Annotated in this window: 15 protein-coding genes; 8 read left to right on the top strand and 7 right to left on the bottom strand. The window is 70.0% G+C overall.

The window, feature by feature from the left end; translation table 11 throughout:
- The first annotated feature begins 53 nt into the window (after positions 1–53).
- Together DQG15_RS12715 and DQG15_RS12710 are read left to right on the top strand one after the other, a co-directional pair.
- Positions 54–809 carry an SDR family oxidoreductase gene (locus tag DQG15_RS12715; RefSeq protein ID WP_116085798.1) on the top strand — a complete coding sequence of 252 codons (756 nt, stop codon included), beginning with the start codon at positions 54–56 and terminating at the stop codon, positions 807–809.
- Positions 809–1,474 (top strand): enoyl-CoA hydratase/isomerase family protein, encoded by a 666-nt coding sequence (locus DQG15_RS12710; RefSeq protein WP_116085796.1) that lies wholly within the window; start codon positions 809–811, stop codon positions 1,472–1,474. The genes DQG15_RS12715 and DQG15_RS12710 overlap by 1 nt, the downstream gene beginning before the upstream one ends.
- A 5-nt stretch (positions 1,475–1,479) precedes the next feature.
- Here DQG15_RS12710 and DQG15_RS12705 read toward each other — a convergent pair whose 3' ends face one another.
- Entirely contained in the window at positions 1,480–1,788 is a 309-nt protein-coding gene (locus DQG15_RS12705) for an HNH endonuclease (RefSeq protein WP_116085795.1), read from the bottom strand.
- Between the two features lie 47 nt (positions 1,789–1,835).
- Between DQG15_RS12705 and DQG15_RS12700 the strand changes: the two genes are divergently transcribed.
- On the top strand, positions 1,836–3,035 hold the full coding sequence (locus DQG15_RS12700; RefSeq protein WP_116085793.1) for a TIGR03862 family flavoprotein: 1,200 nt from the start codon (positions 1,836–1,838) through the stop codon (positions 3,033–3,035).
- Here the strand turns inward: DQG15_RS12700 and holA are convergent.
- Genes holA through leuS form a run of 3 tightly spaced genes read right to left on the bottom strand, consistent with a single transcriptional unit; the run spans position 3,001 to position 7,140 of the window.
- Complete coding sequence (gene holA, locus DQG15_RS12695) at positions 3,001–4,032, bottom strand: DNA polymerase III subunit delta (protein ID WP_232830839.1); 1,032 nt, start codon at positions 4,030–4,032, stop codon at positions 3,001–3,003. The two genes, DQG15_RS12700 and holA, sit on opposite strands and share 35 nt — an antisense overlap.
- Positions 4,029–4,514, bottom strand: a complete 486-nt coding sequence (gene lptE, locus DQG15_RS12690; RefSeq protein WP_116085792.1) for an LPS assembly lipoprotein LptE — start codon at positions 4,512–4,514, stop codon at positions 4,029–4,031. Before lptE ends, holA begins: the two co-directional genes overlap by 4 nt.
- Positions 4,501–7,140, bottom strand: coding sequence for a leucine--tRNA ligase (leuS, locus tag DQG15_RS12685; protein ID WP_116085790.1), 2,640 nt, complete (start codon positions 7,138–7,140; stop codon positions 4,501–4,503). Before leuS ends, lptE begins: the two co-directional genes overlap by 14 nt.
- Before the next feature lie 198 nt (positions 7,141–7,338).
- Between leuS and DQG15_RS12680 the strand changes: the two genes are divergently transcribed.
- Genes DQG15_RS12680 through lpxK form a run of 3 tightly spaced genes read left to right on the top strand, consistent with a single transcriptional unit; the run spans position 7,339 to position 9,753 of the window.
- Positions 7,339–7,593: a DUF4170 domain-containing protein gene (locus tag DQG15_RS12680; protein ID WP_116085789.1), complete on the top strand. Its 255-nt coding sequence runs from the start codon at positions 7,339–7,341 to the stop codon at positions 7,591–7,593.
- Position 7,594: 1 nt separating this feature from the next.
- Entirely contained in the window at positions 7,595–8,764 is a 1,170-nt protein-coding gene (locus DQG15_RS12675) for a glycosyltransferase N-terminal domain-containing protein (RefSeq protein WP_116085787.1), read from the top strand.
- Complete coding sequence (lpxK, locus tag DQG15_RS12670) at positions 8,764–9,753, top strand: tetraacyldisaccharide 4'-kinase (protein ID WP_116085786.1); 990 nt, start codon at positions 8,764–8,766, stop codon at positions 9,751–9,753. Before DQG15_RS12675 ends, lpxK begins: the two co-directional genes overlap by 1 nt.
- A 4-nt stretch (positions 9,754–9,757) precedes the next feature.
- Here the strand turns inward: lpxK and DQG15_RS12665 are convergent, their stop codons facing one another.
- Both DQG15_RS12665 and DQG15_RS12660 read right to left on the bottom strand, forming a co-directional pair.
- Positions 9,758–10,399, bottom strand: a complete 642-nt coding sequence (locus tag DQG15_RS12665; protein WP_116085784.1) for a DsbA family protein — start codon at positions 10,397–10,399, stop codon at positions 9,758–9,760.
- Entirely contained in the window at positions 10,396–10,935 is a 540-nt protein-coding gene (locus DQG15_RS12660) for a DUF721 domain-containing protein (RefSeq protein WP_232830838.1), read from the bottom strand. Before DQG15_RS12660 ends, DQG15_RS12665 begins: the two co-directional genes overlap by 4 nt.
- Before the next feature lie 108 nt (positions 10,936–11,043).
- On the opposite strand from DQG15_RS12660, the gene mutY reads away from it, so the two are divergent.
- On the top strand, positions 11,044–12,108 hold the full coding sequence (gene mutY, locus DQG15_RS12655) for an A/G-specific adenine glycosylase (protein WP_232830837.1): 1,065 nt from the start codon (positions 11,044–11,046) through the stop codon (positions 12,106–12,108).
- Between the two features lie 50 nt (positions 12,109–12,158).
- Positions 12,159–13,304, top strand: a complete 1,146-nt coding sequence (locus DQG15_RS12650; RefSeq protein ID WP_116085783.1) for an alkane 1-monooxygenase — start codon at positions 12,159–12,161, stop codon at positions 13,302–13,304.
- 73 nt (positions 13,305–13,377) lie between these two features.
- Here DQG15_RS12650 and dxs read toward each other — a convergent pair whose 3' ends face one another.
- The gene (dxs, locus tag DQG15_RS12645; RefSeq protein WP_116085781.1) at positions 13,378–15,303 is read right to left on the bottom strand and encodes a 1-deoxy-D-xylulose-5-phosphate synthase; all 1,926 of its coding nucleotides are present in this window, start codon (positions 15,301–15,303) and stop codon (positions 13,378–13,380) included.
- Positions 15,304–15,312 lie beyond the last annotated feature (9 nt).

The raw sequence follows: 15,312 nt of genomic DNA, 5'->3' as shown, positions 1-15,312 counted from the left end.
ATGCGCTACGCGTGATCCCGAATGACAGGACACCGGCTCAGAGGGGACATCCGATGACGGATCTGAACGGCAAGATCGCACTCATCACGGGGGCGAGCCGCGGGATCGGCGCCGAGGCCGCCCGCGCCTTCGTCGCCGCCGGCGCGAAGGTGGCCCTCCTCGCGCGGGACCGGGAGGCGGTTGCCGACCTCGCCGGGGAACTGGGGCCCGACGCGGCGCTTGCGGTTCCCTGCGATGTCAGCCGCTTCTGGGAGGTCCGCGCCGCCGTGGATGCCTGCGTCGGAACGTTCGGACGGCTCGACGTGCTGGTGAACAATGCCGGCGTCATCGGCCCGATCGCACAGATGTCCGAGGCGGACCCCGACGAATGGGGGCAGGCGATCGACGTGAACCTCCGCGGCGTCTTCCACGGCATGCGCGCCGCGCTGCCGGTGATGCTCTCGCAGGGCAGCGGCACGATCCTCACCATCTCTTCGGGCGCCGCGCACGGGCCGAACGAGGGCTGGAGCGCCTATTGCGCCTCGAAGGCCGGCGCCGCGATGCTGACCCGCTCCCTTCACCTCGAGAACGGCGAGGGCGGCATTCGCGCCATGGGTCTTTCTCCGGGAACGGTCGCCACGGACATGCAGCAGCAGATCAAGGACAGCGGTGTGAACCGGGTCAGTCAGCTTGACTGGTCGGAGCACATCTCGCCTGAATGGGTGGCCCGGGCGCTGGTCTGGATGGCGGGGCCGGAGGCGGACGCACATGTCGGGGAGGAACTCAGTCTCCGGGACGAGGAGATCCGCCGCAAGGTCGGGCTCGTCTGATGGCGACGGGCGGTGAGGCCGGCGCTCCGGTCGAGGTAGAGGCCTCCGAGGACGGCGTCTGGCGCATCACGCTCGCCCGCCCCGAGAAGCGCAACGCGCTGACCCGCGATATGCTCCGGGCCGTCGAAGCCGCCGCGGCAGAGGCCGAGCGGGCTGGGGCGAGGGTCGTGATCCTGACCGGGGAGGGGCCGGTCTTCTCGGCCGGCGCGGATCTTCAGGAGATGAAGGACGGCCTCGGCCTCTCGGACGTCTGGGAGCGCGTGTCCTCACGCATCGCCGGGTTGCCCTGCCTCACCATCGCGGCGCTGAACGGAACCGCTGCCGGCGGCTCGCTGGGGATGGTGCTCGCCTGCGATCTGCGTATCGCGGCCGAGGGGGCGGAGTTCTTCTACCCGGTCCTCAGGATGGGCGTCCTGCCGCAGCCCTCTGACCCGCTGCGCCTCGCCGCGATCGTCGGGCAGGGCCGCGCGAGGCGGATGCTGCTCGGGGCGGACAGGATCGGCGCCGAGGAGGCGCTCGGCTGGGGTCTGTGCGACCGCGTCGTGGCGCGGGAAGATCTGGAGCGGACGGTCCTCGACATGGCCGCGCCCGCATTGGCCGCGCCGCAGGGTCTCGTCGGCGGGATCAAGCGGCTTCTGGCGGGCAAGCCCGCCGACCGGCGCTGAGCCCTTCAGCGGCGGCGGGCGCGCCGCTTCGTCTCTTGCGGTGCGTAGAAGTCAGGCGGGCGGCGGGCGACCCAGGCCGCGAAGCGCCCGATCTCGGGATGCGCGCGCAGGGCCTCGGGCGTGGCATAGCTCCGCGCGAGGTCCGTTTCGGAAAGGTGAGCGTGGATCGTCGAATGGCAGATCTGATGCAGAAGGACGGTTTCGCCGCCCTTGCCGCCCCTGAGGCGGGGGACAAGGTGATGCCGGCTCTGGCGCACACCGGGCGGGATCGGGCGCAGGCAGAGAGGGCAGATCGGATCGCTAGCATCGCTCATGCCCGGAAGAGATCGGCCGCCACCGGCGGTTCGGCAAGGGGGCGCGGATGAGCGTTCTCGTGATCGGAGCGGGGCCGGCGGGTCTCATGGCGGCCGAAGCCCTGACGGAGGCGGGCCATGCGCCGCTCGTCGTCGACCGGATGCCGTCGCCCGCCCGCAAGTTCCTCATGGCCGGCCGCTCCGGCCTCAACCTGACGAAGATCGAGGGGGAGAGCGCCTTTCGCGCCGCCTACGGCTCTGCCGCGCCCCGCCTCGCGCCGCTACTGGACGCGTTCGGGCCGGCGGACGTCACGGCATGGGCGGACGGACTCGGACAGCCGCTCTTCACCGGATCGACCGGCCGCGTCTTTCCCGAGGCGATGAAGGCCTCGCCGCTCCTGCGCGCCTGGCTTGGGCGTCTGCGGGAGCGGGGCGCCGAGATCCGGACCCGCTGGCGCTGGACCGGCTGGGAGGACGGGGCGTTCCTGTTCGACACGCCGGACGGGCCTGAGCACCTGACGCCCGAGGCGGCGATCCTCGCCTGTGGCGGGGCGAGCTGGCGGCGGCTCGGATCGGATGGCGCCTGGACGAGCCTCGCGGGGAGCGCGGGGCTGCCGCTGGCTCCGTTCCGGCCTGCCAACGTGGCGCTTTATGTCGACTGGTCCCCCCACATGGCGCCGCATTTCGGAGCGCCGCTGAAAGGGGTCGCCCTGTCCGCCGGAGATCTGGTGAGCCGCGGCGAATGCGTGATCTCCGAAAAGGGGCTCGAAGGCGGCGGCGTCTACGAGGTGTCGGCGGCGGTGCGGGACGGCGCTATCCTCCGGCTCGACCTGATGCCCGACCGCAGCGCCGAGGAAGCCGCCGCTGCCATCCGGCGGATGAAGACGGGGACCAGCGTCGCCAATGTCCTGCGAAAGGCGCTCCGCCTCTCGCCGCCGCAGGCGGCGCTCTTGCAGGAGTTCGGCCGTCCGCTGCCGAAAGCGCCGGATGCGCTGGCAGGGCTCGCCAAGGCCCTTCCCGTTCGCCATGCCGGCCCCCGCCCGATGGACGAGGCAATCTCGACGGCAGGGGGCCTGTCCTGGGAGGCCCTGACACCGGAGCTGATGATCGAGGCGCGTCCCGGCACCTTCGCCGCCGGGGAGATGCTGGATTGGGAAGCGCCGACGGGCGGCTACCTGATCACCGCCTGCCTCGCCACCGGACGCCGGGCCGGGCAGGGCGCCGCCGCCTGGCTCAGCGCGCGCGGCGCAGCATCGCGAGACGGATGAAGACGCGCTCGGCCTGCGCCATCTGCGGCGCGGTCTGACCGGCGGAGCGCAGGGCCAGATCGGTATCGACCAGCAGCCGCACCGCCGTTTCGAGCCGCACCAGCCGCCAGTCCGTGGCCTGCCGGATCATCCTGTCCCGACGTGGCCCGAACACCGGTGGGCGGGCGCGGGCGAGGGCGCTGGCCGGCCCCTGGTGGTCAGCCTTCGCCGCGAGGAGCGCGCGGGCATGGCGGAGCCCGGCGATGACGAGGGAAGTCGCGTTCTGGCCCTGCCCCGAGAGACGCGCGACGAGGGGGCCGATCCGGTCCACCGCGCCGTCGAAGGTGCAGCCGATCAGCTCGTCCACCCCGGCCTCCACCGTCGCCGGAGCGATGGCGGCGATGTCATCGGACGAGAGCGGCGTGGCATCTCCCAGCTTGTAGAGACCGAGGCGCTCCAGCGTCTGGCGGAAATCGCCGGGATCGAGGGCGCCGCCGAGGGCTTCGAGATCCGCCATCGCCTCGGGGGAGATGTTCGAGATGCCGGCACGGGTGAGTTCCGCGTCGATCTCCTCCCGGTTCATCGGCGCGTCGTAGATGCCGGCGGCGACCGCCGCGCGATGCCCCTCGAAGAGCTTGCGCAGCTTGCTCGTGGGCTTCAGGGCCCCGGCGGTGACGACGAGGGACGCGTCGCCGTCCCGCCACTCCTCGAGCGCCGCTGTGACGGCAGGGGCCGCGCCGTCGCCCGCGGCATCCACGAGGACGGCGCGGGGGCCCGGGAAGAAGCTCGCGGCCTTCAGGGCGTCGACAAGCTGCGCCGGATCGCGCCGGACCTCGTCCCCCGACATCCGGGTGAGGCGCATCTCCTCCTCCCCCTTGGGACCGACGATCGCGGCGACGAGGTCCTGCCGCTTGAGGGAAACGCGCATCGCGTCCGGCCCGAAGAGCAGCACCCCCGGCCGCCCCGGATCGGGTTTGGCGATGAGTGAGGCGAGGGAGAGACCGCGCCCGGTCTTCACGTCAGCCAGCCGCCGGACGTCGCCAGAAGGCGGGTGACGAGATCGTCCGCAAGGATCACCGCCAGCCGCTCGTAGGCGTCCCGTTCCGAGGCGCGCGTGGCGACGGTCGTGCCGATGGCGGAGTAGGCGGTGAAGTTCTCCACCCGCCCGCTGTCCAGAACTGCAGCGGTGGCGCCGTCCAGAAGACGGTAATCGAGCCGCCCGACAATCTGGTACCGCTGCGTGTCGTTGTCGGGGGTGATCGCGAAGCCCTGGGTTTCGAGCTTCAGATCGTAGGCGAGCCGGTAGGCGGCCGCATCCGCCCGGCCGAGCCGCTCCTCGAGCCGGCCGACGAAGAAGAACTCCGTGGGCGTTTCGGGCGACGCGACCGCGATCCGGCCCCGCAGCGCCTCCCCGCCGCCGCCTGGCGCGTAGGCCGGGCGGAAGCCGCAGGCGCCGAGCGCGCCGAGCGTGAGAAGCGTGCCGCGCCTAGACCACGACATTGACGATCCGCCCGGGCACCACGATGAGCTTCTTCGGCTGCCCGCCATCCAGAGCGCGCACGACGGCCTCGTGGGCCAGCGCCTGCGCCTCGATGGCGTCCTTGGCCGCATCCTTCGCGACCTCCATCTCGCCGCGCTTCTTGCCGTTGATCTGGATCGGCAGCGTCACCGTGTCCTCGGTCAGGAGGGCCGGGTCGGCCTCGGGCCAGGGCGCGCCGGTCAGGAGGCCCTCGCCGCCGAGTACGCTCCAGAGCTCTTCGGCCAGGTGGGGCACGAAGGGGGAGGCGAGCTGCGCCATGACCTGCATCGCCGTCCGCCGGACCTGCACCGAGGCGTCCGATTTCGACAGCGCGTTGGCGAAGCCGTAGAGCCGGGCGATGGCGGTGTTGAAGGCGAAGCCCTCGATCCCCTCGGTCACGTCGCGGATCGCGCGGTTCATCTCCCGAAGGAGGGCAACGTCGGCGACCGGATCGGTGCCCGCACCCGCACCCGCCGCGTCGGCGGCATCCGCGCCCGGGCTGGAGAAGGTCTCGGCCATGGTCCGGGACATCGCCTGCCCTTCCTCGGCGATGGAGGAGGCCATGCGGTGGAGACGCGACAGGTGCTTGTAGGCGGCTTCGGCGCCGGAGGCGGTCCATTCGACATCGCGTTCGGGCGGGCTGTCCGACAGGACGAACCAGCGCGCGGTGTCGGCCCCGAAGGCGGAGACGATGTTCACCGGGTCGACGACGTTCTTCTTCGACTTGGACATCTTCGCCGAAGGCAGGATCTCGACCGGCGTCCCGTCCGCCAGCGTGCCTTCGCTCACCTCTTCGGGGAGGTGATAGACCGGGCGGCCCTTCGCATCCTTCGTGAGGTAGATCTCGTGGGTCACCATCCCTTGGGTGAAGAGCGCGTCGAACGGCTCCTGTGCCTTGGCGGGCAGATGCCCGGTCTTGTGCATGCCGCGGGCGAAGAAGCGGGAATAGAGCAGGTGCAGGATCGCGTGCTCGATACCGCCGATATACTGATCGACGTTCATCCAGTACTCGGCGTCTTCCGCCACGGTCGGCGTCTCGGCGCGCGGGGCGGTGAAGCGGGCGTAGTACCAGGAGCTGTCGACGAAGGTGTCCATCGTGTCCGTCTCGCGCCGCGCGGGCTTGCCGCAGGCGGGGCAGGGGGTGTTCCGCCATGTCGGGTGACGGTCGAGCGGATTGCCGGGGATCGAGAAGTCGATCGGTTGGCCGCCCTCGTCGTAGGGCAGCTCGATCGGCAGGTTTTCCTTCTTCTCCGGCACCGTGCCGCACGCGTCGCAGTGCACGACCGGGATCGGGCAGCCCCAGTAGCGCTGCCGCGACAGGCCCCAGTCCCTGAGGCGGAACTTGGTGACGCCCTCGCCCCAACCTTTGGCTTCCGCCTCGGCGATCGCGGCATCGACGGCCGCCTCGCCGGTCTGCACCTCGCCGCCGGCGAAGCCGCGGATGTAGCGAACGAGTTCGCTCTTGAGAGGGACGAACGCTTCGGTCAGCGCCGCCTCTGCCTGCGCGCCCTCGGGAACGAAGACAGGCGGGATCGGCAGGTCGTACTTCCGGGCGAACTCGAAATCGCGCTGGTCATGCGCCGGACAGCCGAAGATGGCGCCGGTGCCGTAGTCCATCAGGATGAAATTGGCGATCCAGACCGGGAGCGTCTGCCCTTCCTTCAGCGGATGGCGGGCGCGGAGGCCGGTGTCGAGGCCGCGCTTCTCCGCCGTTTCGAGGGCCTCCTCCGTGGTGCCGCCCTTGCGGATCTCGGTGCAGAACGCGGCGATCTCGGGGTCGGCATCGCACAGCGCCTTCGCCAGGGGATGCTCCGGCGAGATGCCGACGAAGGAGGCCCCCATCAGCGTGTCCGGCCGGGTGGTGTAGATCTCGACGCCCTCGTGGCCGCCGGCGCCCTCCTCGAGGTCGAACGTCATCTGCAGGCCGCGGCTCTTGCCGATCCAGTTGGCCTGCATGGTGCGGACCTTCTCGGGCCAGTCCTTCAGCCCGTCGAGGGCGCTCAGGAGCTCCTCCGAATAGTCCGAGATGCGGAAGAACCACTGCGTCAGTTCCCGCCGCTCGACATCGGCACCGGACCGCCAGCCCTTGCCGTCGATCACCTGCTCGTTGGCGAGGACGGTCATGTCCACCGGGTCCCAGTTGACCGTCGCGGCCTTGCGATACACGAGGCCGGCCTCGAGGAAATCGAGGAACATGGCCTGCTGCTGGCCGTAATATTCAGGATCGCAGGTCGCGAATTCCCGCTCCCAGTCGATCGACAGGCCAAGCGGCTTCATCTGGGCGCGCATCGTGTCGATGTTGCCGTAGGTCCAGTCCTTGGGGTGACCGTTCGACTGCATCGCGGCGTTCTCCGCCGGCATCCCGAAGGCGTCCCAGCCCATTGGATGCAGAACCGAGAAGCCACGCGCCGCCTTGTAGCGCGCGATCACGTCCCCCATCGTGTAGTTGCGCACGTGCCCCATGTGGATGCGGCCCGACGGGTAGGGGAACATCTCGAGGACGTAGTATTTCGGACGCGCCGGATCGCGGCGGGCGCGGAACAGCCCTGCCTCGTCCCAGGCCTGCTGCCATTTCGGTTCGATCTCGGACGGGGTCAGGCGGGACATGGTGGCTCTTTCGGGAAGGCGTCGTGGGGGTGTGGCTCGCCCGCGTTGATACGCATCGGGGCGAGCCGGGTCCAGCCTGCCTCCGGAGCCTTGGCAGATGCCGGGCAGCCCCTTGCCCGCCAGCTTGACCCCGGCCCTCCCCCGCGCGATGGTCCTCGCCGGTCCGTCCCTTTTTCGCAATCCAAGCCGGAGGCCCCCATGGCCGAGGACAAGCAGCTTCTTCATCTCGTGTTCGGCGGCGCTCTGACCGATCCGTCCACCACCCATTTCGAGAACGTGGACGACATCCACATCGTCGGCCTCTTCCCGAACTTCGCAGAGGCCAGGGACGCCTGGCGCGCCGAAGCGCAGCGCACCGTGGACGACGCGCATACCCGCTACTTCATTGCCCATATCCACCGCCTTCTCGACGAGAACGCGGAAGATTCGGCGACGGAGGAAACCAAGGCCTGAGATGGCCGGGTTCTTCTTCGGGCGAGGCCGAACGCCTGAATTCGCCGAGACCGAGCCGTCCCGCCCGCGGGGCGTGATCGTGTGGGTCCACGCGCCCGGCGCGCTGGATTTCGATGCGCTCGCCCCGCTCGCGGAGAGGCTCGACGAGGTGTTCGACGGCTGCACCATGCTTATCACCTCGACCGAGGCCCGCACCGGCCCGGTGCCCCTCGAAGGACTGGTTCGCCCGGTTCCGCAGGAGGGGCGGGAGGACGAGTTCATCGCGCACTGGTCGCCCGACATGGCGCTCTGGATGGAGACGCCGGACGATCCCGCGCTTCTTGCCGCCGCCGCCCGCGCCGCTGTGCCGCTGGTCCTCGTCGGGGCCGCCGTGCCGCCGCCCACGACGGGCCGCGCGCGCCGGGTCCAGCGGGCGACGTTCGACCGGTTCGGGCATATTCTCGCCTCGAGCCCTGCCGCCGCCGACGCGATCCTCGGCCTTGCGCCGGTCCGCCCGCGGGTAGAGGTCACCGGGCCGCTCATCCGGCTTCCCGATCCGCCGCCCTGCTCCGAAGGCGAGCGGGCGGACTTCGCGGCGCTCCTCGCCACACGGCCCGTGTGGCTTGCCCTCGAGCCCGCCGCGTCCGAGCTTGGCGACATCCTCGCAGCCCACCGCTTCGTCCTGACACATGCGCACCGGCTCCTTCTGATCGTCCTCCTGCCCGAGGAAGCGGATGCCGATGCCGCGGCGGAGCTGATCGCGTCCGAAGGCTGGAGCCATGCCCGCCGGTCTTTGGAGGAGGAGCCGGGGGAGCGCACGGAGGTCTACCTCATCGACACGCCTGGCGAGATCGGCCTCTGGGTCCGGATCGCGCCGGTCACGTTTCTTGGAGGAACCCTGGCGGGCGGGCCGCGCGCCCCGGCTCTCGCCGCCGCCTCCCTCGGCTCCGCCCTGATCGCCGGGCAGGAGGGTCGGGGGGACGATCCCGTCCTGCGCCGCCTCACCGAAGGTGGAGCGCTCCACCGGATCTCCGGGCCCGCCGACCTCGGCCTCGCGGTGGACGATCTTCTCTCGCCCGAGCGGTCTGCCGTTTTGGCGCACAACGCCTGGGCTATCGCAACGGACGGGGCGGAGGTGATCGACCGGCTCGCCGCCCTTGCTGACGCCGCCTTGCGCAAGAGGCGGGGCTGATGCGCCCCCCCGGCTTCTGGGACGCCCCGCCCGACGCTCCGGGCTGGCAGGCCCGCGCACTCTCCCCGCTCGGCGCGCTCTACGCCTCCGCCACGGCGCGCCGCGTGCGAAGGCCGGGTCACCGCGCCGGCATTCCGATCGTATCGGTCGGCAATCTCGAAGCGGGCGGCACCGGCAAGACTCCGACCGTCATCGCGCTGCTCCAGCGTATCGCCGGCGCCCATGTCGTCACCCGCGGCTACGGCGGTTCTCTCGAAGGGCCGGTGCGTGTGGACGGGACGAGGCACCGCGCGGAGGAGACCGGGGATGAGCCTCTGCTTCTCTCCGCCTTCGCGCCGGTCTGGGTCTCCCGCGACCGCGCTGCCGGCGTCCGTGCGGCCGAGGCGGCGGGCGCGACAGCCGTCATCCTCGATGACGCGCACCAGAATCCAAACGTGCGCAAGGATCTGTCCATCGTCGTGACGGAGGCTGCCCGCGCCTTCGGAAACGGGCGCTGCATCCCCGCCGGGCCGCTCCGCGAACCCGTGGAGGCGGGGCTCGCCCGCGCCGATCTTCTGCTGACCATAGGCGCACCCGCGGCGCAGGCCACGTTCGGCGAGGGATGGGGGACACTGTTGGAAGAGCACCTGCCGCCCCGGATCACGGGCCGGATCGTGCCGCTGCGGACCGGGATGCCGTGGCAGGGGCTGAGGGTCTATGCTTTCGCCGGGATCGGTCGGCCGGCAAAGTTCTTCGACACGTTGCGGGGGCTCGGGGCCACCCTCAGAGGCGCCGTACAGCTCGACGACCACCAGCCCCTCGGGGAGGCCCTCCTCGCCCGGCTGGAGCGGGAGGCGCTGGCGGAGAACGCCCAGCTCGTCACGACGGAGAAGGATATGGTCCGACTGCCGCTCTCATGGCGGGGCAAGGTCATGCCGCTGCCGGTGCGTCTCGAATGGGAGGACAGCGCGGCGCTGGGGCCCGCGCTGTCCCGTATCGGTCTGGGCTGACGCCTCAGCTCTCGAGCTTCTCGTCCAGAAGCTCGGCGAAGTCGTCATAGGACATGTTGGAATAGGTCTCGCCGTCGATCACGAAGGACGGCGTGCCCTGAATGTTGTTCTCCGTCGCCCCTTCCTCGTACCAGGCGAAGAGCGCTTCGGCCTTCTCGCCATCCTGCAGGCAGGCATCGAGCTTGTCGTTGCCGATGCCGGCTTCGCGCCCGATGGCCTTGAGGTTCTCGACGATCTGGGTCGGCTCGCCCTGCAGCCACTCCCGCTGGTTCTGGTACAGCACATCGGCGATGCCGAAGAAGCGCATCTGGCCGCCGCAGCGCGCGATCATCGCGGCCCAGAGGCCCGGACGATCGAAGTAGACGTCCCGGTAGACGAGGCGCACCTTGCCCGTGTCGATGTAGTTTTCCTTGATCTGCTTGAGAGGCCCGAGGTGGAAGCTGGCGCAGTGGGGGCAGGTGAAGGAGGCGAATTCGTAGATCGTGACCGGCGCATCGGCATCGCCCATCGCCATCTCGGCGATCTCGGGAGCCGCGCTTGCGGTGCCGTCCTCCGTCTCCGCGTCCTGGGCCCAGGCGGGCAGGGCGGCGAAGGCAGCGGCGGCGAAGGGCGCGCCGAGAAGGGCGCGGCGGGTTGTCTTGGTCATTGGGATCTCCGTTGGTGTTTCGTCCGTCCGAGAACATTGGCGCCGAGCATGGCGAGAGCGGCCTTCAGGCCCTCGTCCTTCGTGCCCGACGCGGCCGCTTCGGCCGCTTGCAGCGTCGCCGGATCGGGGCGGGGAGCCTGTTTCGGCCCCTGCGGCGCGAAATCGGGCCGTCCCTCCGCGAAGCCGGTCGGCGCGGTCTGGGTGATGCGGATGCGCTTGATCGCGGCATATCCGTAGCAGGCATTGATCTTCTCGCGAAGCCGGGGCTCCTGCATCTGCAGAAGCGGCGCCTGCGCGCCGGTGGTCAGGAGGGTCAGCGTCGCGCCGAGCTGACCGCGGCAGTAATCCACCGAGACCGGGCGCGCGATGGCGGCGATCTCCGCTCCCGCGATCTCCGGCCAGTGAGTGAGGAGCCGCGTATTGGCGAAGCCCCGGCTCTCGCCGGCCCGCCTCACATCCGCGGCGACAAGCGAGGACGCCTGCCGGAACTTGCCCCTGCGGCGGGGTTGCTTCGTCTTGGGATCCTTGGGGGCCACGAGCGGCAACCCTCCCTTGTCCTGCCTTCCGCTCCATCTTACCCCGCTTAGGAGCGGCTGCCAGAGCGGAAGCCGGAAAGGCCATAAATCTTGCGTGACGGGGCTGACATGAAGGCCGGGATGGAAACGGTACCGGGGCGCCTCCTCGGTTGGTACGACGGCCATGCGCGTGAGCTGCCCTGGCGCATCGGGCCGGCCCGTCGGATCGCCGGCGAGCTGCCCGATCCCTACCGCGTCTGGTTGTCGGAGATCATGCTCCAGCAGACCACGGTGGCGGCGGTCAAAAGCTATTTCGCGCGCTTCACGACGCTCTGGCCGGATGTCACCGCCCTCGCCGCGGCGGATGATGCGGAGGTGATGGGCGAATGGGCGGGCCTCGGCTACTACGCCCGCGCCCGGAACCTGCTCGCCTGCGCCCGCATCGTGGCCCGCGATCTGGGCGGCGCCTTCCCGGAGACCGAGGAGGGCCTGCGCCGGCTTCCCGGAATCGGACCCTATACCGCTGCGGCCATCGCCTCGATCGCGTTCGACCGGCCAGCCGTGGTGGTGGACGGCAACGTGGAACGCGTCGTCTCCCGCCTCTTCGCCGTGGAGACGCCCCTGCCGGCGGCCAAGCCCGAGCTGACGGAGATGGCCGGACAGCTGACCCCGGACCGTCGCCCCGGCTGTCACGCACAGGCGATGATGGATCTCGGCGCCACGATCTGCACGCCAAAGAGCCCTGCCTGCATGGTGTGCCCGGTGGCGGAGCCGTGTCGCGGGCGCGCCGCGGGCATCGCCGCCACCCTCCCGCGCAAGACTCCGAAGAAAGCCAAGCCCGTCCGCATCGGCACTGCCTATGTCGCCCGGCGCACGGACGGAGCGCTGCTGCTGGAAACCCGTCCGCCCCGGTCGCTCCTCGGCGGTATGCTGGGATGGCCCTGCACGGACTGGTCCGAGGAACTCCCCCAGGAGGCGCCCCCGGCGACGTCCAACTGGCAGGCGGCTGGAGAGGTGCGTCACACCTTCACCCATTTCCACCTGCGCCTCGACGTTCGCATCGCGAGGCTGCCGCAGGATGCCGCGCCGGACCGCGGGCACTTCATCCCGGAGGCCGAGTTCCGCCCGGCCTCCCTTCCCACGCTCATGCGAAAGGTCTGGGACAGGGCCGCGCCCGCCATCGCGGAGCTTTGAAATCGCCCCGGTCCCGCGCTAGAACGGACCGGGTCAGGAGGAAGTCGTCCATGTCCGACAATTCCGTCTCCGCCAGCGAACTTGCCAGTCTTCGAAATGCGGCGCCGTTCTGGCTGTCGATGATCGCCGTGCCGCTCGCGATCCTGTCGCTGACCCAGGGCGGCCTCTTCGTGCTCACCCTGCCGCTATTCGCCTGGGGCATGTTCGGCGTGCTGGACGTGTTGACCGGCCTCTACGAGGAGAATGCCGATACCGAGACGCCGGATGCGGACCTCAAATGGTATCGCCTCGTCACGCTCGTCTGGTTCCCGGTGCAGTTCGCCCTCGTCTTCGGCTCCGTCTGGTACGCCACCCGTGCCCCGCACCTGAACGTGCTGGAGGAGATCGTCATCTTCTTCGGGCTCGGCGTGATCTCGGGGACCATCGGCATCGTCTATGCTCACGAGCTGATGCATCAGACCAACCGGCTCGAGCGCTGGTTGGGCGATCTGCTGATGGGCCTCGCCCTCTACGGCCATTTCCGATCGGAGCACCTTCTCGTCCACCACCGGTATGTCGGCACCCCCCGCGATCCCGTGACGGCGCGGTACAACGAGGGCTTTCACCAGTTCTTTCCCCGTGTCCTCCGCCAGAGCATCGTGTCCTCCTTCAAGGCCGAAGCCGCGCTCCTCGCCCGCCGGGACCTGCCCTGGTGGCACCGCCGAAATCCGTTCTGGCGCTACGGCGCGATCCAGCTCGCCTATCTCGCGCTCGCCCTGATCATCGGCGGCTGGGGCGGCCTTGCCCTGTTTCTCTACCAGGCGTTCGTCGCCATCTGGCAGCTGGAGGTGGTCAATTACGTCGAGCATTACGGCCTGACCCGGAAGCACCTCGGAGGCGGCAAGTACGAGCACGTCAAGCCGCGGCACTCGTGGAACGCGGCGCACAAGGCGTCCAACTGGCTCCTCATCAACCTGCAGCGCCATTCGGATCATCACTTCAGGCCGGATCGCCGCTTCCCGCTCCTGCAGACCTATTCGGAGGACGAGGCGCCGCAGCTTCCCCACGGCTATCCCGTCATGGCGGCAATCGCGATGTTCCCGCATCTCTGGCGCCGGCGCATGAACCCGAAGGTTCGGGAATGGCGCCGGAAATACTATCCCGAGATCGAGGACTGGACGCCCTACAAGCACGGCACCAACCCGATGCCGCGCTAGGCGCGTCTTCCTTCATTCATGCGGTAAATCCCCCCGGCCAGAGGCCGGCGGGCATCGACGGCGGGCGCCGCCTTCAGGCCCGCTTGGACAGCATGTCGACGCCGAGCGTGGTCAGGACCTTGCGCTCGATGTCGGATGCCTGCATCGCCGCCTCGGCATACATGTCCGCCGGGCTCGCCTGATCGATGAACGTGTCGGGCAGCACCATCGAGCGGAACTTCAGCCCGGTGTCGAACACGCCCTCATCGGCCAGAAGCTGCGCCACGTGGCTGCCGAAGCCGCCGATCGCGCCCTCTTCGAGGGTGATGAGGGCCTCGTGCTCTGCCGCGAGGGACAGGATCAGCTCCCGGTCGAGCGGCTTGGCGAAGCGCGCGTCGGCGATCGTGGGGTCGATGCCTCGGGCCGAGAGCGCCTCGGCCGCCTTCTTGGCTTCCGAAAGCCGCGCACCGAAGGACAGGATCGCGACGCGGCTGCCCTCCTGAACGATGCGCCCCTTGCCGATCTCGAGCGGCACGCCACGCTCGGGCATCTCGACGCCGGTGCCCTCGCCCCGCGGAAAGCGGAACGCGATGGGACCCTCGTCATGCGCGGCTGCGGTCGCGACCATGTGCCGAAGGTCCGCCTCGTCGGCCGCGGCCATGACGGTGAAGCCGGGCAGATTGGCCAGGAATGCGATGTCGAAGGCGCCGGCATGGGTCGGTCCGTCCGCGCCCACGAGCCCCGCCCGGTCGATGGCGAAGCGCACGGGCAGGCGCTGGATGGCGACGTCGTGCACCACCTGGTCGTAGCCACGTTGCAGGAAGGTCGAATAGATCGCGCAGAACGGCCTGAGCCCGCCCGCCGCCTGACCGGCAGCGAACGTCACAGCGTGCTGCTCGGCAATGCCGACATCGAAGCACCGCCCCGGAAACCGCTCCGCGAAGAGGTTCAGCCCCGTCCCGTCCGGCATCGCGGCGGTGACGGCCGTGATCGTCCGGTCCTGCTCCGCCTCCTGCACCAGCGACTTGGCGAAGACGCTGGTATAGGACGGCGCGTTGCTCTTCGCCTTGGCCTGCTCGCCGGTGACGACATCGAATTTCGACACGCCGTGCCCGCGATCCGCTGCCGCTTCGGACGGGGCGTAGCCCTTGCCCTTGCGGGTGATGGCGTGGATCAGGATCGGTCCGTCGGCCCGGGCCTTGACGGTCCGGAAGACGGAGAGAAGCTGGTCCATGTCGTGCCCGTCGATGGGCCCGAGATAGGAAAAGCCGAGCTCTTCGAAGAGCGTCCCGCCGACGGCCATGTGCTTCAGCAGCCCCTTGGCCCGCTTGGCCCCCTCGCGGAACGGCGGCGGCAGCATCGAGACCGCCCCCTTCGCCGCCGCCTTGAGCTCCTGGAAGGGCGCACCGGCATAGAGACGGGAGAGGTAGGACGACATCGCGCCCACGGGCGGTGCGATGCTCATCTCGTTGTCGTTCAGGATCACGATCAGGCGCTTGCCGAGATGGCCGGCGTTGTTCAACGCCTCGAACGCCATGCCGGCGCTCATCGCGCCGTCCCCGATCACCGCGATGCAGTCGCCGATTTCGGGCTCCGCCGTGCCGCCGAGGTCCCGCGCGACCGCATAGCCGAGCGCCGCGCTGATGGAGGTGGAGGAATGCGCAGCGCCGAACGGGTCGAACACGCTCTCGCTGCGTTTCGTGAAGCCCGAGAGGCCGTCCTTCTGCCGAAGCGTGCGGATCCGGTCGCGGCGGCCCGTCAGGATCTTGTGCGGATAGGTCTGGTGGCTGACATCCCAGACGAGGCGATCCCGCGGCGTATCGAACACCGCGTGAAGCGCGACCGTCATCTCCACCACGCCGAGGCCGGCGCCCAGGTGGCCGCCCGTCTCGCTCACCGCGCTGATCGTCTCGGCCCGCAGCTCGTCCGCGATGAGGGACAGCTCCCCGTCGGACAGGCGGCGCAGGTCCGCCGGCCCGCGCAGGCGGTCGAGATGGGGCGTGCTGGGTCGATCGGCCATGTCGCCTCT

Origin of the sequence: Tropicimonas sp. IMCC34011, assembly GCF_003390865.1 — a bacterium.
In the GTDB taxonomy this organism is placed as follows: domain Bacteria; phylum Pseudomonadota; class Alphaproteobacteria; order Rhodobacterales; family Rhodobacteraceae; genus Tropicimonas_B.
This window is presented reverse-complemented; position numbering and strand designations above follow the sequence as displayed.